At 68.7% G+C, this 26,457-nt stretch carries 22 protein-coding genes and 3 pseudogenes; 6 read left to right on the top strand and 19 right to left on the bottom strand.

Annotated elements, in window-relative coordinates:
- The first annotated feature begins 59 nt into the window (after nucleotides 1-59).
- Complete coding sequence (locus DDF62_RS05185) at nucleotides 60-1,217, top strand: aromatic ring-hydroxylating oxygenase subunit alpha (RefSeq protein ID WP_116488101.1); 1,158 nt, start codon at nucleotides 60-62, stop codon at nucleotides 1,215-1,217.
- A 125-nt stretch (nucleotides 1,218-1,342) separates the two neighbouring features.
- Nucleotides 1,343-1,927 (top strand): TetR/AcrR family transcriptional regulator, encoded by a 585-nt coding sequence (locus DDF62_RS05180; protein WP_116488100.1) that lies wholly within the window; start codon nucleotides 1,343-1,345, stop codon nucleotides 1,925-1,927.
- 210 nt (nucleotides 1,928-2,137) lie between these two features.
- Here the strand turns inward: DDF62_RS05180 and DDF62_RS05170 are convergent, their stop codons facing one another.
- The 6 genes from DDF62_RS05170 to DDF62_RS05145 all read right to left on the bottom strand — a co-directional run bounded on the left by DDF62_RS05170 (nucleotide 2,138) and on the right by DDF62_RS05145 (nucleotide 10,437).
- Nucleotides 2,138-2,383, bottom strand: coding sequence for a hypothetical protein (locus DDF62_RS05170; protein WP_101718012.1), 246 nt, complete (start codon nucleotides 2,381-2,383; stop codon nucleotides 2,138-2,140).
- A gap of 129 nt (nucleotides 2,384-2,512) precedes the next feature.
- Complete coding sequence (locus DDF62_RS05165; RefSeq protein WP_116488098.1) at nucleotides 2,513-3,820, bottom strand: Xaa-Pro dipeptidase; 1,308 nt, start codon at nucleotides 3,818-3,820, stop codon at nucleotides 2,513-2,515.
- Between the two features lie 10 nt (nucleotides 3,821-3,830).
- Complete coding sequence (locus DDF62_RS05160) at nucleotides 3,831-5,138, bottom strand: APC family permease (protein ID WP_116488097.1); 1,308 nt, start codon at nucleotides 5,136-5,138, stop codon at nucleotides 3,831-3,833.
- Between the two features lie 79 nt (nucleotides 5,139-5,217).
- The gene (locus tag DDF62_RS05155; RefSeq protein WP_116488096.1) at nucleotides 5,218-7,560 is read right to left on the bottom strand and encodes a TonB-dependent receptor; all 2,343 of its coding nucleotides are present in this window, start codon (nucleotides 7,558-7,560) and stop codon (nucleotides 5,218-5,220) included.
- Nucleotides 7,561-7,711: 151 nt separating this feature from the next.
- Nucleotides 7,712-9,724 (bottom strand): tetratricopeptide repeat-containing sulfotransferase family protein, encoded by a 2,013-nt coding sequence (locus tag DDF62_RS05150; protein ID WP_116488095.1) that lies wholly within the window; start codon nucleotides 9,722-9,724, stop codon nucleotides 7,712-7,714.
- 383 nt (nucleotides 9,725-10,107) lie between these two features.
- A complete protein-coding gene (locus DDF62_RS05145) occupies nucleotides 10,108-10,437 on the bottom strand; it encodes a hypothetical protein (protein ID WP_116488094.1) in 330 nt (109 codons plus the stop codon).
- 78 nt (nucleotides 10,438-10,515) lie between these two features.
- Here DDF62_RS05145 and DDF62_RS05140 point away from each other — a divergent pair, with 78 nt between their 5' ends.
- The 3 genes and pseudogenes from DDF62_RS05140 to DDF62_RS26585 all read left to right on the top strand — a co-directional run.
- A complete protein-coding gene (locus tag DDF62_RS05140) occupies nucleotides 10,516-10,812 on the top strand; it encodes an autorepressor SdpR family transcription factor (protein WP_116488093.1) in 297 nt (98 codons plus the stop codon).
- On the top strand, nucleotides 10,809-11,183 hold the full coding sequence (locus tag DDF62_RS05135; RefSeq protein ID WP_208866825.1) for an SdpI family protein: 375 nt from the start codon (nucleotides 10,809-10,811) through the stop codon (nucleotides 11,181-11,183). The genes DDF62_RS05140 and DDF62_RS05135 overlap by 4 nt, the downstream gene beginning before the upstream one ends.
- Nucleotides 11,184-11,186: 3 nt before the next feature.
- Nucleotides 11,187-11,283: pseudogene (locus DDF62_RS26585) on the top strand (hypothetical protein); the annotation flags it as partial.
- A 24-nt stretch (nucleotides 11,284-11,307) separates the two neighbouring features.
- Here DDF62_RS26585 and DDF62_RS05130 read toward each other — a convergent pair.
- From DDF62_RS05130 to DDF62_RS05080, 11 genes and pseudogenes are all read right to left on the bottom strand, one after another.
- Nucleotides 11,308-12,591, bottom strand: coding sequence for an NAD(P)/FAD-dependent oxidoreductase (locus DDF62_RS05130; RefSeq protein ID WP_116488092.1), 1,284 nt, complete (start codon nucleotides 12,589-12,591; stop codon nucleotides 11,308-11,310).
- Between the two features lie 171 nt (nucleotides 12,592-12,762).
- Nucleotides 12,763-14,163 (bottom strand): glutamine synthetase family protein, encoded by a 1,401-nt coding sequence (locus DDF62_RS05125; RefSeq protein WP_116488091.1) that lies wholly within the window; start codon nucleotides 14,161-14,163, stop codon nucleotides 12,763-12,765.
- Between the two features lie 32 nt (nucleotides 14,164-14,195).
- On the bottom strand, nucleotides 14,196-14,606 hold the full coding sequence (locus DDF62_RS05120; protein ID WP_116488090.1) for a PIN domain-containing protein: 411 nt from the start codon (nucleotides 14,604-14,606) through the stop codon (nucleotides 14,196-14,198).
- A complete protein-coding gene (locus tag DDF62_RS05115) occupies nucleotides 14,607-14,843 on the bottom strand; it encodes a hypothetical protein (RefSeq protein WP_116488089.1) in 237 nt (78 codons plus the stop codon).
- A gap of 38 nt (nucleotides 14,844-14,881) precedes the next feature.
- Entirely contained in the window at nucleotides 14,882-16,285 is a 1,404-nt protein-coding gene (locus tag DDF62_RS25520) for an aspartate aminotransferase family protein (protein ID WP_165832183.1), read from the bottom strand.
- Nucleotides 16,286-16,447: 162 nt separating this feature from the next.
- Nucleotides 16,448-17,179: pseudogene (locus tag DDF62_RS25515) on the bottom strand (gamma-glutamyl-gamma-aminobutyrate hydrolase family protein); the annotation flags it as partial.
- Nucleotides 17,180-17,336: 157 nt separating this feature from the next.
- Complete coding sequence (locus DDF62_RS05100) at nucleotides 17,337-18,464, bottom strand: ABC transporter ATP-binding protein (RefSeq protein ID WP_116488087.1); 1,128 nt, start codon at nucleotides 18,462-18,464, stop codon at nucleotides 17,337-17,339.
- A 196-nt stretch (nucleotides 18,465-18,660) separates the two neighbouring features.
- Nucleotides 18,661-19,518: an ABC transporter permease gene (locus DDF62_RS05095; protein ID WP_116488086.1), complete on the bottom strand. Its 858-nt coding sequence runs from the start codon at nucleotides 19,516-19,518 to the stop codon at nucleotides 18,661-18,663.
- A gap of 154 nt (nucleotides 19,519-19,672) precedes the next feature.
- Complete coding sequence (locus tag DDF62_RS05090; RefSeq protein WP_165832177.1) at nucleotides 19,673-20,578, bottom strand: ABC transporter permease; 906 nt, start codon at nucleotides 20,576-20,578, stop codon at nucleotides 19,673-19,675.
- 141 nt (nucleotides 20,579-20,719) lie between these two features.
- Nucleotides 20,720-21,811 (bottom strand): ABC transporter substrate-binding protein, encoded by a 1,092-nt coding sequence (locus DDF62_RS05085; protein WP_116488084.1) that lies wholly within the window; start codon nucleotides 21,809-21,811, stop codon nucleotides 20,720-20,722.
- 93 nt (nucleotides 21,812-21,904) lie between these two features.
- Nucleotides 21,905-23,284, bottom strand: coding sequence for a glutamine synthetase family protein (locus tag DDF62_RS05080; protein ID WP_116488083.1), 1,380 nt, complete (start codon nucleotides 23,282-23,284; stop codon nucleotides 21,905-21,907).
- A gap of 61 nt (nucleotides 23,285-23,345) precedes the next feature.
- Between DDF62_RS05080 and DDF62_RS26580 the strand changes: the two are divergent.
- Nucleotides 23,346-23,441: pseudogene (locus DDF62_RS26580) on the top strand (hypothetical protein); the annotation flags it as partial.
- Nucleotides 23,442-23,462: 21 nt separating this feature from the next.
- Here DDF62_RS26580 and DDF62_RS05075 read toward each other — a convergent pair.
- The gene (locus DDF62_RS05075; RefSeq protein WP_116488082.1) at nucleotides 23,463-24,827 is read right to left on the bottom strand and encodes an aspartate aminotransferase family protein; all 1,365 of its coding nucleotides are present in this window, start codon (nucleotides 24,825-24,827) and stop codon (nucleotides 23,463-23,465) included.
- Nucleotides 24,828-25,008: 181 nt separating this feature from the next.
- Nucleotides 25,009-26,454: an NAD-dependent succinate-semialdehyde dehydrogenase gene (locus DDF62_RS05070; protein ID WP_116488081.1), complete on the bottom strand. Its 1,446-nt coding sequence runs from the start codon at nucleotides 26,452-26,454 to the stop codon at nucleotides 25,009-25,011.
- Between the last annotated feature and the right edge of the window lie 3 nt (nucleotides 26,455-26,457).

The following is a 26,457-nucleotide window of genomic DNA, read 5'->3' as shown; positions in this document are numbered from 1 at the left end:
CCCCTGCCCCTCCCCCATCAAAGGGGGAGGGATCGCACCTTGGCCGGAGAGGTCTTGCGATGAACATGATCTCCAACCACGACCCCCTCTCCGCCGATCCTTTGTCGGACTGGGGCCTTCCCGGCTGGATCTACGGCTCCGAGCGGTTCTTCCGCGAGGAGCAGGACAAGGTCTTCCGGCCGTCCTGGCAGATCGTCTGCCACCTCAACGACATTCCGAAAGCCGGCGACTTCCACACCTTCGACTTCGTGGGCGAGAGCCTGGTCGTGGTGCGCGGCAAGGACGGCGGGGCGCGGGCCTTCGCCAATGTCTGCCGCCACCGGGGCGCGCGGCTGCTGGACGGCCCGACGGGCCGCTGCGGCCGCATCGTCTGCCCCTACCACGCCTGGACCTACGACCTGGACGGCCGGCTGATCGGCGTGCCGATGCGCGACGACTACCCGGCGCTCGACATGGCCAAGGAAGGGCTGGCGAAGCTGGAAACCGAGATCTGGCGCGGCTTCGTCTTCGTGCGGCTGGAGGGCGACGGCCCGTCGGTGGCGGACATGATGGCTCCGTACGAGCACGAGGTCGCCCACTACCGGTTCGAGGACCTGCAACCCTTCGGCCGCGTCACCCTGCGGCCGCGCGACGTCAACTGGAAGAACATCAGCGACAACTATTCCGACGGCCTGCACATCCCCGTCGCCCATCCGGGCCTGACCCGCCTGTTCGGCAAGGGCTATGGCGTCGAAGCGCAGACCTATGTCGACAAGATGTGGGGCCAGCTGATCGACGAGCCGTCGAACAACCCGTCCGAGCGCCTCTACCAGGATATCCTGCCCGACGTTCCGCACCTGCCGGAAGACCGCAAGCGGCTGTGGACCTATTTCAAGCTCTGGCCGAACTTCGCCTTCGACATCTATCCCGACCAGGTGGACTTCATGCAGTTCATTCCGGTCTCGGCCGGCAGGACCATGATCCGCGAGATCGCCTACGCCCTGCCCGACGACCGGCGCGAGATGAAGGCCGCGCGCTACCTGAACTGGCGCATCAACCGCCAGGTCAACGCCGAGGACACCGAGCTCGTCGCCCGCGTCCAGCAGGGCATGGCCTCGCGCACCTTCACGGCCGGCCCGCTGGCGACCAGCGAGGTGTCTTTGCGCAGCTTCGGCCGCAAGCTGCGGGCGCTGATCCCCGAGAGCCGCCTGCCGCGACCGCCGGAGGGGTGGTGGTGACCCGCGCTCTTCTCCCTTCCCCCTCGATGGGGGAAGGGTCGGGGATGGGGGTGGAGCGGCGGTTCAGCCGGCAAGGCTGTATCACCCCCACCCAACCCTCCCCCATCGAGGGGGAGGGCTAAACATTGCGCGCCCCCTTCACCCGCGAAGCCCCCGACGTCCGTCGCCAGGCCCTGGTCGCGGCGGCCGAGGCCGTGCTGGCCCGCCAGGGCGTGGCCGCGGCCTCGGTGCGGACAATCTGCGCGCAGGCCGGGGTCTCGGCCGGGCTGCTGCGGCACTATTTCGAGGGCGTCGACGACCTGATCGCCGCCGCCTACGAGGCGGTCGACCTGCGGATCGACGCGGCGCTGGTGGCGGCCGTGGCCGGCGCCGGAAACGATCCCCGCGCGCGGCTGTCGGCCTATCTCGCCGCCAGCTTCGCCCCGCCGGTGCTGGATCCCGACCTGCTGGCCGCCTGGATCGGCTTCTGGGGCCTGGTGAAGACCAAGCCGCGCATCGCCGCCATCCACGCCCAGTCCTACGCCGCCTATCGCGCGCGGCTCGAGACCCTGCTGGCCGACTGCGGCGCGCATGATCGGCGGCTGGCGGCGATCGCCCTGACGGCCATGGTCGACGGGCTGTGGCTGGAGCTGTGCCTGGACCCCAGCACCTTTTCGCCGGCCGAGGCGGTCAAGGCGCTGGAAAAGGCGGCCGGCGCCTGGCTGGGCTGAACCCAGCTCCTCCCCCGTAAAACGGGGGAGGTGGCGCGGCGCCACCGGCGCCGTGACGGAGGGGGCGACGGCTGGCACGGCGCCCAGTCTCGCCCCCTCCACCACTTCGTGGTCCCCCTCCCCCGCAGGCGGGGGAGGAGCCAAGACAAGAAAAAGCCGCCCCGACACGGTCGGAGCGGCTTCAAGTCGGCCTAGATTCGAATGGAAGGATCAGGCCGCGACGGCGGCGGCGCCGGCCAGGCCCTTGCGGCCCCAGGTCGGGCGGCGGGCTTCGGGCTCGGCCACGTGCACTTCGGCGTAGCGGCCTTGGCTCGTCATGTGGCGGGCCAGCAGCTGGGCCAGGGCCACGGCTTCGTGCTGGCTGGGGCACGAGCTGATCAGGTCGGGCGAGTCGTTCCAGGTCACGTGCCAGACGCCGGCGACGGGACGGACGTAGTAGTGGTTCGAGTCGGCCATGGGGAGGCTCCTGCATCGAGGCTGACGCCAGCTTTCCCCCACGGACCGCTTCGCGACAGCTGTTTCAATGCTGCACAGCAACATTGAGTTGCGGCGCACAATGCACGACCCGCGCCGGCGGTGAAACGGTTAATTCTGCGGCAACACCTCACCCTTGTGGACGACGCCGCCCTTCATCACCTTGGCCACCTCGCCCAGCACCCCGACATCGGCCAGGGGGTCGCCCTTCACCGCGATCAGGTCGGCGTAGCAGCCGGCCTGGGCGCAGCCGACGTCCTTGTCCTTGCCCATCAGGGCCGCGGCGCTGGTCGTCGCCGACTGGATCGCCTGCATCGGCGTCATGCCGTACCTGACCATGTAGGGCAGCTGCCGGGCGTTCAGGCCATGCGGATAGACGCCCGCATCGGTGCCGTAGGCGATCCGCACGCCGGCCTTCACCGCCTTGCGAAAGCCCTCTCGCTGGGCGTCCGTGGTCTCGCGGTTCTTGCGCAGGGTCTCGGCCGGCCAGCCGTTCCTCGTGCCGATCTCGTCGATGTAGTCGCCGTTGTAGATGTCGGCGACCAGCCAGGCGCTGCGGGCCTTCATCAGGGCGATCCCCTCGTCGTCGATCAGCGAGCCGTGCTCGATCGAGCGCACGCCCGCCCGCACCGCCACCTTGATCCCCTCGGCCCCGTGGGCGTGGGCGGTGGCGTAGGTTCCGCGCTTGGCGGCCTCTTCGACGGCGGCCTCGATCTCTTCCCTGGAAAGTTCCAGCTGGCCGGGCTCGGTGCCGACGGTCAGCACCGCGCCGGTGGCGATCAGCTTCAGGAAATCGGCGCCGTGCACCAGGATGTCGCGCGTCTTGCGATGGGTGTCGGCCACGTCCTCCACGACGCCCCGGCGCATCTCGGCCGGGATGCCGACATCGGCGGCGATGCCGGTCACCTCCCCGCCCCCGCCCGGCGTCGTCACATAGGCCCCGGCCACCGACATGCGCGGTCCCGGGACCAGGCCCTTGTCGATGGCGTCCCTCAGCGCCACGTCGCCGAACGCCCGCCAGGTTCCCACGTCGCGCACGCTGGTGAAGCCGGCCATCAGGGTCGCACGGGCATGGGCCGCGCCGATATAGGCCTGCTCGGCGGCCGTGGTCAGCAGCGGCTCGGCGATGTTCTCGGTCTGCTCCTGGTCGACGATGTGGGTGTGCATGTCGATCAGGCCGGGCAGCACGGTCAGGCCCGACCAGTCGCGCACCGGGCCGTCGGCCGGCGCGCCGGTCCAGGCCGTGACGGCGACGATCCGCTCGCCCTCGATGCGGATCAGCCGGTCGGTCAGCACTTTGCCGGCGACCGGATCGACCAGCCTGCCGGCCCGCACGTACGAGACCTGCGCGACGGCGGCGCCCGCCGCCAGCAGCGCCAGGCCGGCGACGCCGGCGGCCAGGATCGAGCGCGTGATCATGCAGCGGTCCTCAGGTGCGCGCCGCCCGGCGCATCAGGAGATGGACGGGGAAGCCGGCGGCCAGCAGCACGACGCCCCACATGACGGCCTCCCTGCCCGCCCCGAACAGGGTGAAGACCGCGTAGAGCCCGGCCAGGATCGCCACCACGGTCAACAGCCGCGAACCCGGAACCAGGCCGTCCCGCTGCAACTTCAGCGCCGCCAGCGCGCAGGCCAGATAGGTGAACAGCGAGGCCGTGGTGGCCAGCAGGGCGATGAAGGTGAAGAGGTCGGCCATCGACTTGGCGTAGTTGATCGCCACCAGCACCGTCAGGAACAGGCCCGAGACCAGGTGCGCCCGCACCGGCGTTCCGCGGCTGGACGACTTGGCCAGCACGGCCGGAAACACCCCGCCCCGGGCCATGGCGTAAGGCATCTCGCCTTGCAGCAGCACCCAGCCGTTCAGGGCTCCGAAGGCGCTGATGGCGGCGAAGGCGGCCACGGCCATGGCCGCGCCCGAACCCCAGAACCGGCCGATGAACTCGGCCATGGGGGCGTTGGAGGCCTTCAGGGCGTCGGGGGGCGAAAGCAGCACCACCGCCGAGCAGACCAGCAGGTAGACGACGCCGGTGAAGGCCGCGCCGAACAGGGTAGCGCGGGGGATGGTGCGGGCCGGGTCCTTGACCTTGTCGGCCGGCACGGTGGCCGACTCCAGGCCCAGCAACGCCCACAGCGTCAGGGCCGAGGCGGCGACCAGGCCCGGCCCGCCCAGCTGCGTGGTGTCCAGCGGCGCGGTGACGGCGGCCGCGCCGTCGCGGCCCAGCAGCCAGGCCGACAGGCCCAGCACCGCCGCCAGCGGCAGGAGCTTGAGCACCGTGGTCACCACCTGCACCTCGCCGGCCAGGCGCGCGCCCAGGCAGTTGACGCCGATCAGGCCCCAGATCAGGGCGAGGGTGACCAGGGCGTGCAGGCCTGGGGTCTTGGCGATGGCGGGAACCAGGACCGACAGGTAGCTGACCGCGCCGGTGGCGATGGCCGCGTTGCCCACCCAAAGCGAGATCCAGTAGGCCCAGGCCACGACGAACCCCGCCGTCCGCCCGAACGCCTCCTGGGTGTAGGCATAGGGCCCGCCCTCGCGCGGCAAGGCCGCCGACAGACGGGCGAAGACGAAGGCCAGGCAAAGGCCGCCGGCGATGGTGATGATCCAGCCCAGCACCCCGTTCCAGCCGTAGGGGGCGAGCGACGCGGGCAGCATGAACACGCCCGAGCCGATCATGTTGCCCACGACCAGGGCGCTGCACATCCAGAAGCCGAGGGCCTTGGGCGACGAACTACTCATATGGCCATGCTTTCACCCCCGCCCTGGACGCGCAACCGCCCCCGCCGCGAAGCGGAGGCGGCGCGTCATCCATCGACGATCAGAACTTCTGGCCGAACCGCAGGCCGAAGGTCCGGGGCTGGTTGGGGATCACGTAGACCTTGTCGGCGCAGACCGCCTCGGCGCACTGCACGAACCGGCTGGTGCTGGCCCGCTCGTCCGTCAGGTTGGTGATGAAGGCCGCCAGCGACCAGCTGTCGCGCGCCAGGCCCGTCGACACGTCGAAGGTGATGTAGCCCTGCTGCTTGCCCAGGATCGCCGCCTCGACGGTGCGCAGGTCGGAATAGGACGAGGTCTGCCCCACCGCCGAGGCCTGCACGAAGGTGTCGAAGTCCTTCCAGTCGAACTCGTAGCGCGCGGTCAGGTTGGCCTTGAACTTCGGCGTGATCGGCAGCCGTGTGCCCTTGGGCGCCTGCGGGCCGTCGGGGAAGTCGATAGAGCCGACGGGGCAGTCGGTGATCGGCACGCCGGCGCTGTCGGTGGCTCCGCAGTAGTTGGCGGTCAGCTTGGCGTCGGTGTAGGCGGCCGCGGCGTTGACGGTGAAGCCCTCGGCGACCGCGATGGTCAGGTCGGTTTCCGCGCCCTTGATCTCGGCCTCGTTGGCGTTCTTGATCTCGGTCAGGCCGTTGGCCCCCAGGATCGAGAACTGGAACTTGTTCCACTTCTCCAGATAGACCGCGCCGTTCCAGCGGAAGCGGTTCTGGGCCCAGCTGGTCTTCCAGCCCAGCTCGTAGTTCTTCAGATAGTCCGACAGGTAGGGCGGCAGGGTGCCGCGGCGGTTGATGCCGCCCGGCCGGTAGCCTTCCGAATAGGTCGCGTAGACCAGCTTGGCCGGGTCGATCTTGTAGGTGAGGGTCAGCTTGGGCGTATTGCCCGTCTCCTTCACCCGCTTGTCGAGGTTGGTGCAGGGCGAGCCTGAGATCACCGGCCCCTTGAAGCAGGCCCGCTCGCCGGTCGAGCCGTAGCCCGCGCCGTAGCCGTAGAAGCCGACCAGCGAATTGTCGGCCTCGAAGAAGCGGACGCCCGCCGTGGCCGTCAGGCTGGGCAGGATGTCGAACGACACCTCGCCGAAGGCGGCCCTGTCGCGGTCGACGCGCTTCTGCTCGGTCAGCCAGATCGTGCCCTGATGACCCGACGGCGACAGCGACTCGCCCAGGGCGTCGATCTTGTAGTCCTGGTGGATGCCGTGCGCCTGGCGCTGGTAGAACAGGCCCGCGACGAAGCGCAGGCTCTTTTCCTGCGGCGAGCTGACCCGCAGTTCGTGGCTGATGCGGTTGTAGCGGTCCTTGCCCTGGATGTATTGCGACGGATCCACGGGGTTGCCGGCGTCGTCGGTCCAGTAGGCGCCGTAGCCGTACAGCGTGTCGTAGAAGAACGAGTAGTCGGTGTAGTCCTGCTCGGTGTCGGTCGTGCGTTGCAGGTACGAACCGGCATAGACGATGTCGAGGTTGCTGATCTTGCCCTCGACGGTCATCGCCGCCTGCCACCAGCGGTCGTCCGAGCTTTCCGGATAGTAGTGGCTGACCTTCAGGTCGCCGATGTCGGGGTCGAAGCCGAAGAAGCCGCCCGCCTTCTGCACCTGGCCCATGACCTGGGGCGTGATCGTCCAGTTCTCGCCCAGCTCGACCTTCACCGCCGCGCGGGCGCCGTGGGTCTCGACCTCGTTGTAGTTCTTCCTGGTGACGCCGTCGTTGTCGATGGTCACGCCCGAGGTCGGATAGGTCCGCGTCGAGGGCACGTTGTCGATGTAGCCGGCGTCGCGCTTGCTCCAGCCGACCATGCGCACGGCCACGGTGTCCGACAGCGGCTGGTTGACGAAGCCCTCGGCCACGTAGCCCGTGCCGCCCGCCTCGACCTTGTTGAGCTCGATGTTGTAGCCGGCCTTGAAGCCCGCGGTGCTGGGCTTGTTGGTGATGATGCGGATGGTGCCGGCCTGGGAGCTTGCGCCATACAGCGTGCCCTGCGGCCCGGCCAGCGCCTCGACCCGCTCGATGTCGTAGACGTGGACGTCGAGGGCGCCCTGGATCGTGGTGATCGGCTGCTCGTCCAGATAGATGCCCACGCTGGGCAGCGAGCCGGAATGGTTGCCGTCGCCGCCGCTGGCCACGCCCCGCATGTAGACCTGGTTGAAGCCCGGCCCCGAGCCCTGGAAGGACACGCTGGGCAGGAACTTCACGTAGTCGGCGAAGTCGGCGACCTCCAGCTGCTCCAGCTTGGCCTGGCCAAGCGCCTGGATGCTGACCGGCACGTCCTGCAGGTTCTCCGAGCGCTTCTGGGCGGTGACCACCACCTCTTCCAGAGCGACCCCGCCTTCCTGCGCCAGCGCGGCCCCACAAAGCGCGCTGCTCGACATCAGGGCCGTGACCAGCAGGCCCGACCGCATTGTTTTTGAACGCCTAATCGACACGTGTTCACTCCTTGGCCCCAGAGAGAACGACGTTCTTCCAATGTCGTGAGTCCGACAATCCGGCAAAGCTTGGCGATCGCGCAATTCACCGGACTGTTGCAAAAACGGCAGCGCCGTCTTCCGGTGGTCAAATAACAGGCGCGTCCGGATAGGCGGCCAGAACGGGCCCCAGCGCCGCCTTCAGCGGGTCGAGCCACGGCTCATAGTTGCGCCACTGGTCGACCCCGTCCTTGAAAATCGGCTGGCGCACCTGCTCGGAGCTGGCGGTGCGCACGGCGCGGTCGTTCTGGTGGAAATTCAGGCACGCATCCTCGAACGGCAGGCCGCAATGGTCCAGCAGACGCCGGATCTGGCCCTCCGGGTCCTCGACCATCGCCTCATAGATCACCCGGTGCACCCGCCCCGGCAGCACCGCGTCGACGTGCGCCATCAGGTCCACGTAGTCGGCGTAGTAGCGGCCGATGTCCTCCAGGCCGTAGCTGAAGGTCTGGCCCCGCGCGAAGTGCTGCTTGAACCCCGAAAAGCAGCAGCCCAGCGGATGACGCCGCGCGTCGATGATCCTGGCGTTGGGCAGCATCAGGTGGATCAGCCCGGCGTGGGCGAAGTTGTTGGGCATCTTGTCGACGAAGAACGGCCGATCGGTCTTGCGCTGCACCCGCGTGCGCTCGAGATACTCCTCGCCCAGCGCTCGCAGGGCGTCGGCGTCCAGCGTCGCCAGCGCCTCGGGATACAGCCCCTCGCCTCGCCGCCCGCCCAGCCGCTTGGCGATGGCGATGACGTCGGGCAGCTCCATCGTGCCCTCGACCTGCGAGTGGCTGGCCAGGATCTGCTCGATCAGGGTCGAGCCCGAACGCGGCAGGCCGACGACGAAGATCGGATCCGGCGCCGCCGCGCCCCAGCCCCGGCGCTCGGCGAAGAAGGCGGGCGTCAGCAGCGCCTTGCTGCGGGCCGCATGGGCCGTGGTCTCGTCGGCGTCGTAGCGGATCTGGATGCGGCGCAGCTGCGCCCCCCGGGCGTAGTGGCCGAAGCTCCGCTCGTAGCGCCCGGCGTCCTCCAGCGCCTTGCCCAGGGCGTAGTGCAGGTGGAAGCGGTCTTCGTCGGCCAGGCCGTCGCCGGTCAGCTGCCCCTCCATCACCGCGAAATCGTCGTCGGAGAACCGCAGGGTCTTGAGGTTGGCGAGACTCCACCAGGCCTCGCCCAGCATCGGCGCCTGCTCGACGGCCCTGCGATAGGCGGCCTCGCACTCGGCCCGCCGGCCCAGGGTCTTCAGCGCATGGCCATAGCTCATCCAGCCCTTGGGCTGGTGGGGATGGCGCGACAGCACCTCGCGATAGATCGCCGTCGCCGCCTCGTATTCGCCGATCCGCACCAGGGCGGCCGCGCGCAGGTTGGCATAGGCCGGATGGCGCGGATCGGCGACCTGCAGCAGGTCGAGCTGGCCCAGCGCCTCCAGCGTCTTGTTCTGGCGATAGAGCAGGGTCGCCAGGTTGTGCCGCGCGGCCGTGAAGCCCGGCGCGAAGGCCAGGGTCTGGGTCAGGATCCGCTCGGCGTCCTCGTAGCGGCCCAGCCGCGCGGCCACCTCGGCCAGCATCCGCAAAGCCGCCGGCTCGTCGGGCCGGGTCGCCAGATAGGCCCGCAGGCCGTGCTCGGCTTCCGGCAGCCTGCCCTCGACCAGGGCCGTGGCCGCCGCGATCAATGCCGGCTCGCGCACCGAGGCCTGCACCTGCCGGTCGCCGGCCGCCTGCGCGCCGACCAGGTCGCCCAGCACCGTCAGCCCCACCGACAGCGCCCGCCAGGCTTCGCCAAGCTTCGGATCCAGCGCCGTCGCCCGCCGCAACGCCGCCACCGCCTCCTGGGTGCGGCCCAGGTCCAGCAGCACGAGGCCGTGCTCCAGCTGCACGTCCGGCGCATTGGCCAGGGCCCGCGACAGCGGATCGATCACCGGCAGGGCGGCGGCCGGCTCGCCCGACAGCCGCAGCGCCGCGGCCAGGATCAGGGTCGCGCCGGGATGACGGGGAACCGCTTCGAGAATGGCCAGGGCCTGCTCGCGCGCCAGCTGCGGATCACGCGACAGCAGGCGCATGGCGTGGCCCAGCGCATCGGCCAGACTGCCCGTCGGCTCCGAAACCTGCCCCTGCATGCAACCCCGCCACGCTTTCTACGACGAGCATCGGAGAACGCCGGTGGGCGGGTGTCAATCCGTCAGAGGGCGCCCTGTGATAGCGCCTGTCGCCTGCCAATGAAGTAGCCTGCGTCGCCCCCCGTAATCCCTCTCTCTTTGAGAGAGGGAGGGGCCCACGCCGCAGGCGTGGGAGGGTGAGAGGCTACAATCTCAACGGATAAGGCGCGGCCTCCAAACCCGGGTCGCAACAAAGCCCACGTTGGGAAAACTTCGATGCTCGGCGCCCTGCACGGCGCGGCACGTCAGTGGAGTTTCCTGCCAAGGGTAAAACCTCTCACCCTCCCACCGCTGCGCGGCGGGCCCCTCCCTCTCTCAAAGAGAGAGGGTTTTAAGGAACGCCCTCAGCCTCCGTTCGCGTCCACGGCGATGATCACCGGCTTGCCGCGCGACCAGGGCTCCCAGCCGGCCGCCACGGCCGAGGCGATCGCGGTCGCCACCAGCTTCCTGGGCACCTGCTCGGTCTTCAGCTGCGGCGCGCCGTAGCGAGGCTGCTCGCCGGGCGGAAACTCGATGACGACCTCGCGCTTGCCCTCGACGTGGTGCACGGCGATGGCCATGCCGTGTCGTTCCGTCGGGTCCTTCGACCAGTGCGGCGTGCGTTGCAGGCGCCAGACATAGGTCTCGCCGTCGACTTCGATCTCGAATTCAGGGTTCAGCTTGGTTCGCGCCATGACGGGGTGTTAGCGCGGCAAGCCGGTCGAAGCCAACCATCGCTTGACTCATTTCGATGATTAGCTAATCGTCTTATCATGAGCCAGGTGTTCAAGGCCCTCTCCGACCCCACCCGCCGACGGGTGCTTCAGCTGCTGCGCAAGGGGCCGCTGAGCGCCGGCGAGCTGAGCGATCAGTTCGACGTCTCCAAGCCGACCATGTCGGCGCACTTCGCGGTGCTGCGGGAAGCCGACCTGGTGCACGCCGAAAAGGCCGGCAAGTCGGTGATCTATCACCTGAAGCTCTCGGTGCTCGAAGAGGCGCTGCTGGGCTTCGTCCACTCGTTCGGCGTCGGCGAGCACGCGCCGACGTCCAAGCAGGAGGTTGCGGAATGAAGAAGGAAGTGATCGCCGATCTGGCCTGGGGCGTCGGCATCGTCGTCCTGGCCCTGGCCGCCAGCCTGGCGCGAAAACTGGGCTATATCGACACCGACACCGTCAACCGGCTGGTCATGGGCGCCATCGGCCTGATGGTCGCCTGGTTCGGCAACCGCATGCCCAAGCGGTTCGTCCCCAGCGCCTGGGCGCGGCGGGTCCATCGGGTCGGCGGCTGGTCGATGGCCTTGAGCGGGCTCGTCTATGCCGGCCTCTGGGCGTTCGCGCCCTTCGAGGTGGCGGTCGTGGGCGGCTGCGGCGCGATCCTGGCCGGGCTTGTGGTAACGATCGGCTACTGCCTGTCGCTGCGGGCGAAGTCCAAGGCCGTTTGAGACGAAAACCTCGTCCTTCGACAGGCTCAGGATGAGGTTTCTCAGACGCCGAGCCGACAATGGTCCTCATCCTGAGCTCGTCGAAGGACGAGGACCACTCGCAGGGCTTGAACGCCGATCAGACCTATAGCCGGTCGCGCAGCGCGTACCAGGACAGGCCCGCCACGGTCAGCGGCCAGCGCAGCAGGCGGCCGCCGGGGAACGGCGGGGTCGGCAGCCGCGACAACAGCTCCACCCCGGCCGTCTCGCCCAGAGCCGCGTCGGCCAGCAGCTTGCCGAACCACGGCGCCAGCATCACCCCCTGCCCTGAATAGCCGGCCGCCACGCGCACGCCCGGCGCCAGTTCGCGCACGTAAGGCGCGCGGTGCAGGGTGATCCCCAGCGTCCCGCCCCAGGCGTGGGTAACCGCCACGTCGGCGAGGTCGGGATAGATCTTCAGCATGTGCCGGCGCACGAAGCCCGGCAGATCCGGCGGAAAGCCCGGCCGATAGTTCTCGCCGCCGCCGAACAGCAGCCGGCCGTCCGGGCTCTTGCGGAAGTAGTTCACGACGAAGCGGCTGTCGGCCACGGCGGCGTTCGAGCGGATGATCGTCTGCGCGCGCTCGCCCAAGGGTTCGGTGGCGAGCACGAAGTTGTTGATCGGCATCACCCGGGCGCGGGCCTGCGGGCCGGCCAGCTCGTCCAGATAGCCGTCGCCCGTCAGGATCAGCTGGTCGCACAGCACCCGCCCCGCCGCCGTCTCGACCACGATCTTCCCGCCCTCGCGCCGCCAGCCTCGGGCGCGGCTGCGCTCGTGGATCACCGCCCCCTTGGCCATGGCCGCCTTCGCCAGGCCAAGGGCCAGGTTGAGCGGATGCAGGTGGCCGCCGCCGTTGTCGCGCACGCCGCCGTGGTAGACCACCGTGCCCAGCTCTTCGGTCAGGGCGCCCGCGTCGATCGGCTCCAGCTCGTGATAGCCGTAGCGGGCGGCCATGAACGCGATGTGGTCGAGATCCTCGCCCTCCCCGCCCGGCCTGTGGCGAGCGTGGATCATGCCCGGCGTGAAGTCGCAGGCGATGTCGTGCTCGGCGATCGTCGCGGCCAGGTGCGAGCGGGCGTCCAGCGCCATCTTCCACAGGGCCAGGGCGTCGTCGCGCCCCACCGCCTTCTCCAGCCAGGCCTGGTCGTTGCGCTGGCCCATGTGCACCTGGCCGCCGTTGCGGCCCGAGGCGCCCGACCCGACCTGGGCGGCCTCCAGCACGGTCACCGACACCCCGCGCGAAGCCAGTTCCAGCGCCGCGCCCAGGCCCGTATAGCCCGCGCCCACCACGCAGACGTCGGCGAAGGCGTCGCCGTCGAGGGCGGGCAACGGGTCGAACGGAGTGGCCGTGGTGGCATACCAGGAGGTGGCGGGGTGGCCGAGATTCATAGCCCCTCTCCCGGAGGGGAGAGGGAGGGGCCCATGCGCAGCACGGGAGGGTGAGGGGTGACGACGCCCGCCTTCGTGCCGGCACGCCGGCCAAGGGCGTAACCCCTCATCCTCCCACCGCTACGCGGCGGGCCCCTCCTTCTCCCTCTGGGAGCAGGTGCGAAACGCTGCCTAAACATTCAGCAGCAGGAACTCCCGCTCCCAGGGACTGATGGTGCGCATGAAGGTCTCGTACTCGGCCTGCTTCACGCGAGCGTAGGCCGTGCAGAAGGTGGCGCCGAGGATGTCGGCCAGGGGCTTGGCCTCCTCGAACAGCGTCACCGACTCCAGCAGGCTGCGCGGCAGTTCGATGCCCCGCGCACTGGCGTCGATCTCCACCGGCGCGGTCGGCGCCAGGTTCTGGGTCATGCCCAGATAGCCGCAGGCCAGCACGGCGGCGATGGCGAGGTAGGGATTGGCGTCCGACGAGGGGATGCGGTTCTCGACCCGGCGGTTGGCCGGATCGGACGGCGGCACGCGCAGGCCGCAGGTGCGGTTGTCGTAGCCCCACTGGGTGTTGACCGGCGCGCCGCTGTCGCGGGCGATGCGGCGATAGCTGTTCACGTAGGGCGCCAGTATGGCCATGATCGCCGGCAGGTAGCGCTGCTGGCCCGCGATGAAGGCGTAGAAGGAGGCCGTCGCCTCGCCCGTCTTCGGATCCGAGAACAGGTTGTCGCCGTCCTCGGTCAGGATCGACTGGTGCACGTGCATGGCGCTGCCCGGCTCGCCGGCCATCGGCTTGGCCATGAAGGTGGCGTAGATGTCGTGCTCCATCGCCGCCTCGCGGATGGTGCGCTTCATCATGAACACCTGGTCGGCCAGCTCCAGCGGCGTGCCGTGGCGCAGGTTGATCTCCATCTGCGCCACCCCGCTCTCGTGGATCAGGGTGTCGATCTCCAGGCCCTGGCGCTCGGAGTATTCGTACATGTCCTCGAACAGGGCGTCGAACTCGTTGACCGCGCTGATCGAATAGCCCTGGCGACCGCTCTCGGGCCGGCCCGAGCGGCCGACCGGGGGCTTCAGCGGATAGTCCCAGTCGATGTTCTTCTCGACCAGATAGAACTCGATCTCCGGCGCCACGATCGGGCTCCAGCCCTTCTCGCGATAAAGCGACAGCACCCGGCGCAGCACCTGGCGGGGGCTTTCCTCCACCGGCCGGCCGTCGGGATGGAAGGCGTCGTGGATCACCTGGGCGGTCGGATCCTGGGCCCAGGGCACCGTGGCCAGGGTGGCCAGGTCGGGGGTCAGGAAGATGTCGGTGTCGGCTTGCACGCCGTTCACCGCCCCCTCGAACTCGGGAAAGTCGCCGGTGATGGTCTGGTAGAACACCGCCAGCGGCAGGTTCATCGACGGGGTCCCCAGGAACTTGCGCACCGGCATGATCTTGCCGCGGGCGACGCCGGCCAGGTCGGGCACGACGCACTCGATCTCCTCGATGTTCTGGCTGCGGAACCAGGACTGGGCCTCGTCCAGCGTCTTGACCCCCCGTGTGACCTTGGGACCGTCGTGGTTCTTCTTGTGCTTGGGCTTCATGAGGGCGCTCCTCGCGCTTGCTGAAGTTTGGGCTAGTGGAACGGGTTGATGATGCGGACACCCTCTACGATCTGGCCGTGCGAGAGATCCTCGGTGAAAAGTTCGGTGCAGCCGGCGGCGCGGGCCGCCGCGATCACGGCGCTGTCCCAGTAGGAAAAGCCGTAGCGCGCCTTGATCTCCAGGGCCGAGAGCAGCACGGCGAGGGTATTGTCCTGCACCTTGAAGCGGGTCCAGGTTCGGACGAATTCCGCAGCGTCCTCAGGATCCAGTCGCCCTGGGCGCGACGAGCGCGTGGCCTGGACGTAGAATTCCTGCAGCACCTGCACCGACAGCACCCCGTCGATGCGATCCAGCAGGATCCTGGCGGCCTCGCGCTTGGCCGTCTCTTCCGGCGCCTCGCTGATCGAATAGATCAGTACGTTGGTGTCGAAGAAGACCGCCACCTATTCCCCACGCCGATAGAGTTCGTCGCGCGGCAGGTTGTCGGCGGCGCGGAAGCCCCGGATTTTTGCTCTCAGCTCCGCTTCACGCCGCTTCAGTCGCTCGAACTCGCTCTCGTCCTGCGCCACGTCGACCAGGAACTGACGCACCATGGCCGAGACGGAGGTGTCCTGCTCGGCGGCCTTGATGCGGGCGCGCCGATAGGTCTCTTCGTCGATGGAGACTGTGATATTTTTCATAATCTCACAGTATCACAGTTTCACGGTGATGCCGATACTCACCCCTCCTCCTTCGGCTTCAGCGCCCGCAGCACCGGCTCGGCCTCGTCGAGCGACTTCCTGATGATCCCCACCAGTTCGTCGATCTCGGCCTTGGTGATGATCAGCGGCGGGCAGCAGACGATGCTGTCGCGGATGGCGCGCACCATCAGGCCGTTCTTGATGCAGAGATCCCGCACGATCGGCCCGGCCTCGCCTTCCTTGTCGAGAAAGCGGTGGTTGGTCCCCTTCTCGCGCACGATCTCGACCGCGCCGATCAGGCCCAGCGAGCGGGTCTCGCCGACCAGCGGATGGTCGTTCAGGGATGCGAGCGCCTGGGCCAGATAGGGACCGGTCTCGTCGCGGGTGCGCTCGACCAGGCCCTCGCGCTCCATGATCTCGATGTTCTTGAGCGCCACGGCCGCCGCCGTCGGATGGCCCGAATAGGTGAAGCCGTGGATGAAATCGCCGCCCTTCTCGCGCAGCTCGGCGACGATGTGGTCGGCCACGCCCACGGCGCTGATCGGCAGGTAGCCGGACGACAGCCCCTTGGCCATGGCGATCAGGTCGGGCTTGATGCCGTAGTGCTGGTGGCCGAACCAGGCGCCCAGGCGCCCGAAGCCGCAGATCACCTCGTCGCAGACCAGCAGGATCCCGTACTTGCGGCACAGGGCCTCGACCGCCGGCCAGTAGCCGTCCGGCGGAATGATCACCCCGCCCGCCCCCTGCACCGGCTCGCCGATGAAGGCCGCGACGTTCTCGGGGCCGACCTCGAGGATCTTGTCCTCGATCGCCTGCACCGCCCGGTCGCGGAAGGCGGCCGGGTCCTCGCCGAAGCCGTCGCCGAACAGGTAGGGCTGCATCACGTGCTCGACGCCGGCGATCGGCAGGTCGCCCTGCTTGTGCATGTGCTTCATCCCGCCCAGCGACACGCCGGCCACGGTCGAGCCGTGATAGGCGTTCCAGCGGCTGATGAAGACAGTGCGGCTTGGCTCCCCCTTCAGCTTCCAAAAGTAGCGCACCAGCCGGAAGACGGTGTCGTTGGCCTCCGATCCCGACGAATTGTAGAAAACGTGGCTCAGATGACCGCCCATCTTCTGGGCGATCTTGGCCGCCAGCTCGATCGGCGGCGGCGTCGCCGTCTTGAAGAAGGTATTGTAGTACGGCAGCTCCAGCATCTGGTCGTAGGCCGCCTGGGCCAACTCGGTGCGGCCGTAGCCGACGTTGACGCACCACAGCCCGGCCATGCCGTCGAGGATCCGGTGACCCTCGCCATCGTGGATGTAGACGCCCTCGGCCCGCGTGATGATCCGGCTGCCGCCCTGCTCGGCGATGACCTTGTGGTCGGCCTGGGCCGGCAGGTGGTGGGCCAGATCCAGGCGCTTGAGTTCGGCGATGTCGTGGTTGCGGAGGGGGGCGGTCATGGTTGCTCTTCCTCGATGACTTTCTTTTTCTCCCTTCCCCCTTTGATGGGGGAAGGGTCGGGGATGGGGGTGACAGCGGTTCAGGGTCCGGCGCGAGCCGAACCGCCGTAACCACCCCCCCCCCCTGGCCCCTCCCCCATCAAGGGGGAGGGGAAACTCGAATTCACCTCGCAAGGCCTGGCCAAAGAGACTGAAGAAAGCCCGCGACTGGGGGTTCTGCTCCGGCTTCCATTCCGGGTGCCACTGCACGGCCAGCACCGGCGCGCCGTTCACCTGGGCCGACACCGCCTCGACGACGCCGTCCTGCGCCCTGGCCTCTACCGACAGGCCCTCGCCCAGCCGGTCGACGCCTTGGTAGTGCACCGAATTGACCACCGCCTGCTCAGCGCCAAAGGCCGTGGCCAGCACCCCGCCGGGCGTCAGGTCGACCCGGTGGCGATGGTCGAACATGCCGTTGAAATCGACCTCGTCGGGCGCATGGTGGGCGATCAGTTCGGCGCTGGTCGCCATGTCGCGCCGCAGGGTGCCGCCGAAGGCGACGTTGATCTCCTGGAAGCCCCGGCACACCCCGAACACCGGCCGCCCCAGATCCAGCATGGCCTTGATCAGGTCGCGGGTCATGGCGTCGCGATCGCGGTCGAAGGGCCCCGGCGCATCCTCCACCGCCTCGTCGTAAAAGGCCGGATCCAGGTTCGACGGACTGCCGGTCAGCATCAGCCCGTCCAGCCGCGCGGCGACCTCCGAGGCCTTCATCAGCCCCGGCATCGACGGAACCAGCAGGGCCGCGGCGTCGGCGTACCGCATCGCGCCTTCGACATAGCGGTTCATCACCGCCTGGGCCGGCTCGATCCCGACGGTGCGGGTGCAGCAGATGACGCCGGCGACGGGACGCATCAGCAGTCTCCTCCCTTCGCACTCCCCCGCTCGTCATCCCGGCCGCAGCGAAGCGGAGAGCCGGGACCCAGGACCACCTGCAATGCGGCGGCCCCTGGGTCCCGGATAGCGCTGCGCGCTTCCGGGATGACGAAGCTTGGAACGGAAGGAAGCGTGATCACGACAGCAGCACCGCCGGCGAGCAGGCGTGCCAGGCGATCCACACCGCCTCGCCCAGCCGGAAGTCCTCCTGGTCCCAGCGCGTCAGGTTGGGGCGCTGCACCTTCACGCGGCGGCCACCCTCGATTTCGATCTCATAGGTCGACACCCCGCCCAGATAGGCTTCGTGCCTGATCACGCCCGCCACCGCGTTCGTGCCCTTGGGCGCGTCGCCCATGTTCGGCGGCTCGCCGTCGTCGGGACGCTTGTGCAGCTCGATCTTCTCGGGGCGGATCGCCGCCCACACCGTGCCGCCGCGCGGGCCGGTCACCCCGTGGTCGAGGAAGATGTCGGTCGGCAGGCCCGGCGAACGGATCACCGCATGGCTCGGCTCGTCCACCGCCAGCACGCCCTCGAACAGGTTCACGCTGCCGATGAAGTCGGCCACCAGGCGGCTGTTGGGAAACTCGTAAAGATCGTTGGGCGTGGCCACCTGCTGCAGCAGCCCCTTGCTCATCACCGCGCAGCGCGACGCCAGGGCCAGAGCCTCGTCCTGGTCGTGGGTGACCATGATGAAGGTGATGCCTACCTTCTCCTGCAGGGTGCACAGCTCGGTGCGCATCTGCTCGCGCAGCTTGGCGTCCAGGGCCGACAGCGGCTCGTCCAGCAGCAGCACCCGGGGGCGCTTGACCAGCGCCCGGGCCAGGGCCACCCGCTGCCGCTGACCACCCGACAGCTGATCGGGCTTGCGCTGACCAAGGCCGCCCAGCTGCACCAGCTCCAGCGCCTCCTCGACCCGACGGTCGCGCTCGGCCTTGCTCACCCGGTCGACCTTCAGGCCGTAGGCGACGTTGTCGGCCACGGTCATGTGCGGAAACACCGCATAGGACTGGAACACCATGTTCACCGGCCGCTTGTTGGGCGGCACGTTCGAGATGTCCTGGCCGTCGATCAGGATCCGCCCCTCGGTGGGCGTCTCGAACCCGGCCAGCATCCGCAGCAGGGTGGTCTTGCCGCAGCCCGACGGCCCCAAGAGGGCGAAGAACTCGCCCTCCCGGATGCTCAGCGACACGTTGTCGACCGCCGCCAGCTTGCCGAAGCGCTTGGTGACGTTCTCGAAGGTGATAATCGGTTTGGCTTCGGTCACTTCGTCATTCCCCCCGAAAACGTCAGCGGCCTGGGCTCCTCGGCCCACGAGGAACCTCCCCCTCTGGGGGAGGCGATCGCGCAGCGATCGGTGGGGGGCGTTATTGCGAACCCTCCAAGACTGCGGCGGCTGAAAACGTCCCCCCGCGGGCCTTCGGCCGCCTCCCCCATGGGGGGAGGTTCCAATCGGAAGAACCTCATGCCTTCTCCCCCCCATGCGCCCCGGCCGCCGCCGCAGGGTCGCCTTGCAGCTTCAGCGCCACGGCGGTCAGGATCACGGTCAGCACGATCAGGATGGTCGAGGCCGCATTGACCTCGGGCGTCACCGAGAAGCGCACCATCGAATAGACCTTCACCGGGAAGGTCACGGTGTCGGGCCCGGCCGTGAAGAAGGTGATGACGAAGTCGTCCAGGCTCAGCGTGAAGGCCAGCAACGCGCCCGCCACCAGCGACGGGGTCATGTGCGGCAGGATCACGTCCCTGATAGTGCGGAACTCGCCGGCCCCGAGGTCGCGCGCGGCTTCCTCCAGTTCGCGGTTGAAGCTGGCCATGCGCGCGCGCACCACCACCGCCACGAACGGGAACGAGAAGGTCACGTGGGCGATGATGATCGCCCCCAGATTCAGCGGCCACACCAGCCCCTGCGGCCAGGGCAGCACCTTGGCGAAGAACACCAGCATGCCCACGCCCATGCAGATCTCGGGCACCACGATCGGCAGGGCCAGCGCCCCGTCCACCGCCGTCTTGCCCGGAAACCGGAAGCGCCACAGGGCCAGCGCCACCAGCGCCCCCAGCACGACGCTCAGCACCGTCGAGACCGCCGCGATCGTCAGGCTGTTGGCGAAGGCCTCGATCAGGCCGTCGTTGTTGAAGGCCTTCTCGTAGTATTTGAGCGTGAAGCCCTTCCAGACGATGTTGCGCCGGCTGTCGTTGAAACTGAAGGCCATCAGGGCGATCAGCGGCGCATAGAGGAACACCCCCACCGCCAGCAGCCACAGCCGGATCGGCCAGCGGCGCAGGTACTCCAGGGGCCCGGGCGGCGACTTGCGGCTCATCGGAAAGCCTCCCCCTTCCCCCTCGATGGGGGAAGGGCCGGGGATGGGGGTGACAGCGGTTCAGGATGTAGCGCGGCCGGGCCCAGGCCCGCCGACGGCGTCACCCCCACCCCTGCCCCATCAAAGGGGGAGGGAGAAGAAAGAAGCGGCGAGATCATCCCACGCCCTCCTTCTTCTTGCCCTTCGACAACATCGCCTGCACGGCGATGGCGATGAAGGTCAGGTACATCAGCAGGAACGACAGGGCCGCGCCGAACGGCCAGTCGTTGGCGCGCTTGAACTGGCGCTCGATGACGTTGGCGATCATCTGGCTGTCGGGACCGCCCAAGAGGTCGGGCGTCAGATAGGCGCCCAGCGCCGGGATGAAGGTGATCAGCACGCCAGACGCGATGCCCGGCAGGGCCAGCGGCACGACGATGCGGAACAGGGTGCGCAGGTGCCCGGCGCCGAGGTCCAGGCTCGCCTCCAGCAGCGACTTGTCCAGCCGGTCCAACGCCGAGTAGAGCGGCAGCACCATGAACGGCAGGTGCACGTAGACGAGGCCCAGGATCACCGCGAAGTTGTTGTGCAGCAGCTCCAGCGGCTGGTAGGCGCCCAGCGGCGCGACCTTGCCGCCGATGTTCCAGAACCACTCGAAGGTCTGGTTGACGTAGCCCTCGGTCCGCAGCACAGCGATCAGGGCATAGGTGCGGACCAGAAGGTTGGTCCAGAACGGCAGCATGACCAGCAGCAAGAGCCAGGTCTTGGCCTTCTGCGAGGCGAAGGTGATGGCCAGCGCCACCGGGAATCCGATCACCAGGCACAGGGCCGTGGTCAGCGCCGCCACCCAGGCCGACTTGACGAAGATCTTCAGGTACAGCGGCTCCAGCGCCCGGGCGTAGTTGGCGATCGTGCCGGTGAACGAGATCTCGGTCAGACCCACGTTATGGCCGAAGCTGTAGGCCCAGACGATCGCCATCGGCGCGACGAAGAACACCACCAGCCAGACCAGCGGCGGTCCCAGCGCGGCGGCGAACACCGCCTTGGCCTTCTTCCAGCTCTGTTCCATTTGGCGCTCCAAGATCCTCCCCCTCTGGGGGAGGTGTCGGCGAAGCCGACGGAGGGGGGTGTGGCTGCGAGGGCGAGACGCTCAGCGGAAGCTGAAAACGTCCCCCCTCCGGCCCTCCGGGCCACCTCCCCCAGAGGGGGAGGATTTCCAGCTCTAAGCCGCCCGCACGCGGGTGATGATCTCCTCGTAGAGGCTGGCCTTTTCCGCCCCCTCGAAGGCCCCGTACTCGCACTTGGCCATGATGGCGGCGGGCGGAAAGATCACCGGGTTGTTCTTGTAGTCGTCCGGCATCAGCGCCTTGGCCGCCGCGTTGGGCGTCGGATAGAGGATGGTCTTGCTGATCTCGGCGCCGGCCTGGGCGTCCAGCAGGTAGTTGATGAACTTGTGGGCGTTGTTCGGCCGCGGCGCGCCTTTCGGAATGCACAGGCAGTCCGAGTTGATGAGGCTGCCTTCCTTGGGCACCACGAAGTCGACGTCGTCGTCGTCCTTCATCGCCTGGGCGATGTCGCCGTTGTATTCGAGCACGACGTCCACCTCGCCCGACAGCAAGAGGTCCTGGCCGTTGTCGTCGTGGAAGGCCTTCACGAACGGCTTCTGCTTGATCAGCATCTGCTCGATCCTCGGCAGCATGTCGGCCGGGATGTCGTTGACCGAATGGCCCAGGTACTTGGCCGACAGGCGCACCAGATCGGCGCTTTCCGACAGCAGGGCGATCTTGCCGGCGTACTGGTTGCTGTCGAACAGGTACTTCCAGCTGTCGGGAACGCCTTTGACCTTGCTCTTGCGATAGCCGATGCCCAGCACCAGCCAGGTGTAGGGCAGCGAGAACTTCCGGCCCGGGTCGAAGTCCGGGTTCATGAAGGTCGGGTCGATGTTCTTGATGTTGGGAACCTTGGCGTGGTCCAGCGCCTCCAGCATGCCGGCCTGGGCCATCCGGGTGACGAACTCGTTGGACGGCACGATGACGTCGAAGCCCGGATTGCCCGCCTTCAGCTTGGCGAACAGTTCGTCGTTGGTCGCGAACAGGCTCATGTTCACGTCGACGCCGCTGGCCTTCTTGAAGTCGCCCAGCGTGGTCTCGCCGATATAGGTGTCCCAATTGTAGAAGTTCAGCTTGGCCTCTTCGCCGCCCTCGGACGGCGCGGGCTTCTCGCCGCAGGCGGTGAACGACAGGCCGATGGCCGCCGCGCCGAACGCGGTCAGCAGCGAGCGGCGCGAGGCCCCCCGGAAGTGGTTGGTGCTCATGGCCTCGAAACTCCCTCTTTCGTTCGCATGAAGCGGACGAGGCCCCTTCCCCGCCGCCGGTTCAACCCAAAGCTTACTCCCAGCGCCATGCCGTCAGGCGTTGCGCAGATACCAGTCATAGTCGAGCTGCCCGACCACCTCGAAGAACCGCGCCTGCTCGGTGCGCTTCACCGACACGAACATCTCCACGAAGCGTTCGCCCAGGTAGTCGGCCAGCACCTGCGACTTCTCGAAGAGGTCGACGGCGGCGAACCAGTTGGACGGCAGCCGCACGTTCTCCTTGGCCGCGGCGGCATAGCCGTCGCCGACCACCGCCGGGCCCGGATCGATCCGGTTGGTGATGCCGTGGTGCGCCGCCGCCAGCAGCGTGGCCATCACCAGGTATGGATTGCCGTCGGCCCCGGCCACGCGGTGCTCCACGTGCCGCGTCGGCGCCGGGCCCGCCGGCACGCGCAGGGAAACCGTGCGGTTGTTGACGCCCCAGGTCGGCGCGACGGGCGCGTAAGAGTTGGCCTTGAAGCGGCGATAGCTGTTGGCGTTGGGCGCCAGGATCGCCATGCCCTCGCCCAGCAGCACCTTCATGCCGCCGATGGCGTGCTTGAGCAGTTCCGAACCTTCCGGATCCTCGGCGGCGCACAGGTTGTCGCCGCCTGCGTCGTTGAAGCTGACGTGCACGTGGAAACCGTTGCCCGCCTTGTCGGCCCAGGGCTTGGCCATGAAGGTCGCCTCGCAGCCGTGCCGCAGGGCCACCCCCTTGGCGGCGCGCTTGTACAGCACCGCGTCGTCGGCGGCCCGCAAGGCGTCTGGCTTGTGCTTGAGGGTCAGCTCCACCTGGGCCGGAGCGAATTCCGAGATCGCGCCTTCCAGCGGCACCCCGATGGTGTCGGCCGTGTCCCACAGCTCGCGCAGGAACGGGGCGTTGGCCTCCAGTTCCGGCAGGCCATAGACCTGGATGCCGGTCGGCCGCTGGCCGGTCAGCACCGACCTGGCGGGCAGAAGCTCGCCGTTCGGGCCGCGCTCGATGTCGACCAGATAGTATTCCAGCTCGCAGGCCGCGACCGGGGTGAGGCCGTCGGCGGCGTAGCGGTCCAGCACCCGTTGCAGCACGTGGCGCGGGTCCAGGTCGTTGGGCGTTCCGTCCAGCTCGTATAGCGACAGCATCACCTGGGCGACGTCGGGACCCAGCCACGGCGCCAGGGTCAGCGTCCCCGGCACGGGCCGCGCGCGACGGTCGGCGTCGCCGTCCTCCCACACCAGTCCCGTCTCCTCGCAGTCGGCGCCCACGGTGTCGACCACCAGGATCGAGCCCGGCAGGAACCGGCCGTAGTCATAGATCGCGTGCAGCTCGTGCACCCGCAGCCGCTTGCCGCGCGGCACCCCGGTCATCGAGGTGAAGAACACCTCGACGAACTTCACCTGCGGATGGGCCGCCAGGAAATCGCGGCATTCGTCGGGTGAGGCGACCATCACCATGACCCCTCTCCCATGGGGAGAGGGAGGGGCCCATGCAAAGCATGGGAGGGTGAGGGGGTAAGGCGCCCGACGGCGTGCCGGCGCGCCGGTTGAGAGCGTAACCCCTCACCCTCCCAGCGCTTCGCGCCGGGCCCCTCCCTCTCCCTATGGGAGAGGGTCCCAATAAGCGACCTCACCATCAGTTCACCTCCCCGACGGCCACGGCGAACGCATCGACCGCCGCGACCAGCCGGTCCACCGCCGCGTCCTCGGTGACGGGCGAGACCAGCATCATGTTGTGGAAGGGCGCGATCAGCACCCCTCGGTTGATCAGCCACAGATGCAGCGCTTCCACGGCCTCGTGGTCCAGCACTTTCCGCATCGCGGCGGCGTCGCGCGGCGGCGGGTCGGCGAAAACGAGCTCCACCCGCGCCCCGACATGCACGACGGACCACGGCAGGCCCCGCGCGGCGATCACGCCTTCCAGCCCCGCCACCAGCCGCTGCGCCCCGGCCAGCATCTTCGCATAGGCCGTCTCGGCCATGACCTCGGACAGCATGGCCCGCATGGCCGCCATGGCCAGCGCATTGCCCGACAGCGTCGTGCCGATCCCCGACTGGCCAGGACCGATGCGCGCCTGGGCCTCGTCCATCCGCGCCGACAGTTCCGCCGTCACGCCCCAGACGGCCGCGGGCACGCCGCCAGCCACGGCCTTGCCCAGCACGAAGACGTCGGGCTCCAGGCCATGCGCTTTCGTGTAGCCGCCGGGACCGGTCGAGATGGTGTGGGTCTCGTCGATGATCAGCAGCGTCCCTGCCTCGCGAGTCAGCTTGCGCAGGGCGTCGTGGAAGCCGGGATCGGGCAGGATCATCCCGCAGTTGGTCATCACCGGCTCGGCCAGCACGGCGGCGACGTCGCCGGGGGCCAGTGCCGCTTCCAGCGCTTCAAGATCGTTGAAGGGCGCGATCCGGGTCGTGGCGGTCAGGTCCTGCACCTGGCCCAGCAGGCCGGGCTTCATCGCCGCCTGGCCGTCCTTCAGCACCACGAAGGCGTCCTCGACCATGCCGTGGTAGCAGCCGTCGAACACCAGGATCACGGGCCGCTGCGTCACCGCCCGCGCCCAGCGGATGGCCGCGCGGTTGGCGTCGCTGGCCGTGGTCGCCGCCTGCCACAGCGGCAGGCTGAAGCGCTCGGCCAGCAGCTTGCCGACGATCACCGCCGAGGCGGTCGGCAGCATGAACCCCGCGCCCCGCCGGGCCTGGTCGGCCACGGCCGCCGCCACGGAAGGCTCGCCATGGCCGAACATCGACGGCGTGTCGCCCAGGCAGAAGTCGTCATACAGCCGGCCGTCGACGTCGGTGATCTGCGCCCCCACGCCCTGGGCGGCGAAGATGGGGCTCGGGCAGGCCCAGTCGCCCATCCAGTGCATCGGAACCCCGCCCCGCCACACGGCCGAAGCCGCCCTGGCCATGGCCACGCTGCGCGGATGCTCGGCCAGGAACCGCGCGCGTTCGGTCGCGATCAGGTCGGCGAGGGTCGATGGGCGGGAGAGTTCGGCGATCATCCGCGCCCTCCCCCTACTCCCGTCATTCCCGCCCTTGTGGCGGGAAACCCTGGTTCAGCCCGCAGATGCGCCGCCAGCGGACCGCCAGCGGTCCGCCTCGACTGACCTTGCGGCGGACAGAGGGGTTCCCGCCACAAGGGCGGGAATGACGGGCTATTTGAGGGATGCGGAAGAACGTTGCTCATCCCACCCCGCCAAAGCACAGGTACTTGGTCTCGAAATACTCATCGAGGCCCTCGGACGATCCCTCGCGGCCCAGGCCCGACTCCTTGACCCCGCCGAAGGGCGCGACCTCGGTCGAAATCAGGCCTTCGTTGATCCCGACCATGCCGGCCTCGATGGCCTCGGCCACCCGCCAGCAGCGGCCCACGTCGCGGCTGTAGAAATAGGCCGCCAGGCCGAAGGGCGTGGCGTTGGCCAGGGCGATCGCCTCGTCCTCGGTCTCGAACTTCACGATCGGCGCGACGGGTCCGAAGATCTCCTCGTTGAACAGCCGCATGTCCGCCGTGGCGCCGGTCAGGACCGTGGGCTGGTAGAAGAGGCCGCCCAGTTCGTGGCGCTCGCCGCCGACCTCGACCCGCGCGCCGGCCGCGACGGCCTCCTTGACCAGGGCCTCGACCTTGACGATGGCCTTGTCGTTGATCAGCGGGCCGATCACCACGCCCTCGCCCGTGCCTGCGCCCACCTTCATCGCCGCCACCTTTTCGGAAAGGCGCTTGGCGAAGGCGTCGTGGATGCCGGCCTGCACGATCAGGCGGTTGGCGCAAACGCAGGTCTGGCCGGTATTGCGGTACTTGCTGGCGATCGCGCCGTCGACGGCGGCCTCCAGGTCGGCGTCGTCGAAGACGATGAAGGGCGCGTTGCCGCCCAGTTCGAGGGAGAGCTTCTTCATCGTGCCGGCGCACTGGCCGTAGAGCACCTTGCCCACCGGGGTCGAGCCGGTGAACGACAGCTTGCGCACCCGGCCGTCCTCGCACAGGGCCTTGCCGATGGCGCTGGCGTCCGTGCCGGTGACGACGTTGAGCACGCCCGCCGGCACGCCGGCCTCCACCGCCAGGCGGGCGATGGCCAGCGCGCACAGCGGCGTCTCGGCGGCCGGCTTGACCACCACAGTGCAGCCGGCCGCCAGGGCCGGGCCGACCTTGCGGGTGATCATGGCGATCGGGAAGTTCCACGGCGCGATCGCCGCGCACACCCCGATCGGCTGCTTGATCGAGGCCAGCCGCTTCTTCGGGTCGGGCGTCGGGATGGTGTGGCCGTAGCCGCGCTTGGCCTCCTCGGCGAACCAGTCGATGAAGCTGGCGCCGTAGGCGACCTCGCCCTTCGACTCGGCCAGCGGCTTGCCCTGCTCGGCCGTCATCAGCCGGGCCAGATCGTCGGCGTGGGCGAGCATCAGGTCGCTCCACCGGCGCAGGATCGCGCCCCGCTCCTTGGCCGTCCTGGCCGCCCAGGCCGGGAACGCCCGGTGCGCCGCCTCGATGGCGATCCGCGTCTCGCCCGCCCCCAGGTCGGCCACCTTGGCGATCAGCGCGCCGTCCGCCGGATTGGTCACGTCGAAGGTCGCCTCGCCCTCGATCCACAGGCCGTCGATGAAGGCTTCGGTTTCGACAAGGTTCAGGGCGGTCATGGG

Source organism: Caulobacter radicis (assembly GCF_003094615.1).
In the GTDB taxonomy this organism is placed as follows: domain Bacteria; phylum Pseudomonadota; class Alphaproteobacteria; order Caulobacterales; family Caulobacteraceae; genus Caulobacter; species Caulobacter radicis.
Note: the sequence above shows the minus strand (reverse complement) of the source record. Positions and strands in the feature narration are given on the sequence as shown.